This is a genomic window from Polaribacter sp. Z014, from assembly GCF_023555435.1.
Lineage (GTDB): Bacteria > Bacteroidota > Bacteroidia > Flavobacteriales > Flavobacteriaceae > Polaribacter.
This window is the reverse complement of sequence record NZ_JALCZP010000058.1, coordinates 1-2610: the sequence shown is the minus strand read 5'-3', so window position 1 is coordinate 2610 and position 2610 is coordinate 1. Positions and strand designations below refer to the sequence as shown.

Here is a 2610-nt window from a genome sequence, read left to right as displayed (position 1 = left end):
CAAGCAACTAATTTAGTAAATAATTACCGACCAAGAAAGTCCGCGAGGACTTTCGTAAGTAGGCGAGAAGCCAGCAATAAATTATATACGGTGTTGTGCACTGTTTTTTTATCGCATATGATATAAATAAATCGCAAAATTTAATATTCCATTCATATCGTTTTCGCTTATCAAATCGTATTTTTTCAAATAATCTATTTTCATTTTTTCAAACTTATAATCTTCTAAATCCGCATAATTACTTTTTGATTTTTGAAAGTATTTTGATTTAGTTTCCAAAGATATTTCGGCATAAAGGTCATTTTTTAAGACTCTTATATATTCTATGCGTTCTTGATTATAATTTCCTAATTTGTAATATTTTAAACGTCTTTTTATTTTGTTTTCAGCTTCTTTTTTGTCCGAAAAGTCAAATTCATATGCTAAATCTGTAAAGCAAATCAAATCGTATGTTTGTTGAGTGTCTTGCTCCATCTTTTATTTTCTTAATCCCATTTCTGTATAAGCGTGAAATTCGCAAATGGTCATTTCATTCAGAGCCTTTTTGTCACAGTTTTTCCAAACACATATTTGGTCAGTCGTTCCACGGTGCGTTTTTAATAATTCCATTCTCAATTTTTGGTCGTCATATTCAGTCCAATTCTCGGTCGATTCAAGTCGAACAAAAAATTGCTCCTGATATTTGTCCCATACGTCAAGTCGCCAATACGAATTGTCCACTTTATTCTGATATAATTTATACCAATCCTTTCCTTCAATAAGCTCAAATTCCGATTCTATTCTATTTAGAATATTTTGGTCAGCATAGTATATTTTCTTGGTTAGTTCGGTCATTTTTTAAATAGTGCACAACGTGTTTATATATGGTTTGTTGCGTGAATTTAACACTAAATTAATAAATAATTACTGACAAAGAAAATCCGCGAGGATTTTCGTAAGTAAGCAAAAAGCAAGCAATAAATTATATATGGTGTTGTAGCCAGTATTTTTATGTCGATTGCCATAGGTATCCGCTAATTTTATGTTCATTACACCAAAAAGTATAACAAACCCCATCGTTTCCAAACATTATTTCGTAATTGTTATTTGCGTTTAAATCGGGAATTCCGCTGTCTAATTGAAAGATGAAAGTCATTTCTTTTTTACAACTTGGGCAAGTTAAAAATTCAGGTTTTTGAACCCAAATCGGATTTCCACCTATTTTATTACAATTTCCTTCCCATTCTTGATTTAGAAGCGATTCTGGTGTTTTTACAACTTTTATTTTTGTTTCTTTTAAAGGATGATTTGAATAATCTATTCCAATTTTGATTGTTTTGTTTATTCGTTCAATTTCTCCGTTTTCTAAATGTCTGTAGAAAAGATTTTCTCCATTTATTTGAACATTAAAAAAATCCTTAAAATTGATTCCGAACGATTGGTTTTTTAATTCTTGTCCATTTGCTAAAAAACTTTTGTCAAATTCAATCAAACGATTAAGTTTATTTTTTATTAAACCACCAAACATTAATTCAGTCTCTTCAAAAGGTTTTAGAGGCCACGAAGGATGTTGATTATTTCTTTGACCGAAATTATTTTTTGGGAAATAATATTCTTTGTCAAAAACTATATGATAACTCTGGTTTTTCATTTCGGGATATTGGCTACAACGTTGTTGTATATGGTTTGTTGCGTGTTTCAAGCAACTAATTTAGTAAATAATTACGACCAAGAAAGTCCGCGAGGACTTTCGTAAGTAGGCGATAAGCCAGCAATAAATTATATACGGTGTTAGCTGTAGTTTATTCGGTAATTAAATTGTTTAGATTCATATCATCTATAAAGTTATAATATTCAACTAATTTTCCATTTTCATCGATTACAATTGTAGTTGGAAATCGTGTTATAGAAAATTTTTCTTGAAAATTCAAACCATTAGGAATTAATTCAAAATTTGAATTTGTTAAATCAAAACCTTTTTTTATATCTAATTCATTTGAAGCAAAGAAAATGATTGCCTTAACTTTCTCTCTTTTGTTTTTAACTTTATTAATCAAGTTGTCAATTTGTTTAATTTCTTGTTTTTTAAACCTAAAACTATTTGCTTCTAATTCAAACCTTAAAATAACAATTTTTCCTCTGAGTTTATTTAATTCAATTTTTCTTTTATTAATTGTTTGTGCTATAAAATTTGGAAATAATTCTCCTTTAACAATAACATTTTTTCTATTGTTTATTGTTGAGTTACTTTTTTTAGATAAGTTTACTAAATATTTATCTATTTTTCCATCAACTCCAATAATTTCTTCTAATTGTAGATTTGGATTATTTCCGACTATCTTAATGAAATCATCTTTCTTTATTTTTTTTCCTGTTTTTTTATTATAAATCTTCGTAAAGTCTATTTTTTCAACTTGAGTAGTTGTAAACTTTCGAGTTATTATTTTGTCTTGACCAAAAGTTATTGATACAGTAAAAAATAATATAGTAATAAGAATTTTCTTTTTCATTCTTGGATTTGTTTTTAATTACAGCTAACGTTGTTTTGTATGGAAAGTTGCGTTTTAAGTCGACGGCTATTTTCCGAAGGAAAATAGAAGTTGACAGAAATGCAACAAACTTTGATTAAGC

At 28.2% G+C, this 2610-nt stretch carries 4 protein-coding genes; all 4 read right to left on the bottom strand.

The window, feature by feature from the left end; all coding sequences use genetic code 11:
* Window positions 1-108: 108 nt before the first annotated feature.
* On the bottom strand, window positions 109-474 hold the full coding sequence (locus tag MPF19_RS18775) for a hypothetical protein (RefSeq protein WP_249989809.1): 366 nt from the start codon (window positions 472-474) through the stop codon (window positions 109-111).
* A 3-nt stretch (window positions 475-477) separates the two neighbouring features.
* On the bottom strand, window positions 478-834 hold the full coding sequence (locus MPF19_RS18770) for a hypothetical protein (protein WP_249989808.1): 357 nt from the start codon (window positions 832-834) through the stop codon (window positions 478-480).
* Between the two features lie 154 nt (window positions 835-988).
* Window positions 989-1681: a DUF1963 domain-containing protein gene (locus tag MPF19_RS18765; RefSeq protein ID WP_249989807.1), complete on the bottom strand. Its 693-nt coding sequence runs from the start codon at window positions 1679-1681 to the stop codon at window positions 989-991.
* A gap of 100 nt (window positions 1682-1781) precedes the next feature.
* A complete protein-coding gene (locus MPF19_RS18760; protein WP_249989806.1) occupies window positions 1782-2489 on the bottom strand; it encodes a thioredoxin domain-containing protein in 708 nt (235 codons plus the stop codon).
* Between the last annotated feature and the right edge of the window lie 121 nt (window positions 2490-2610).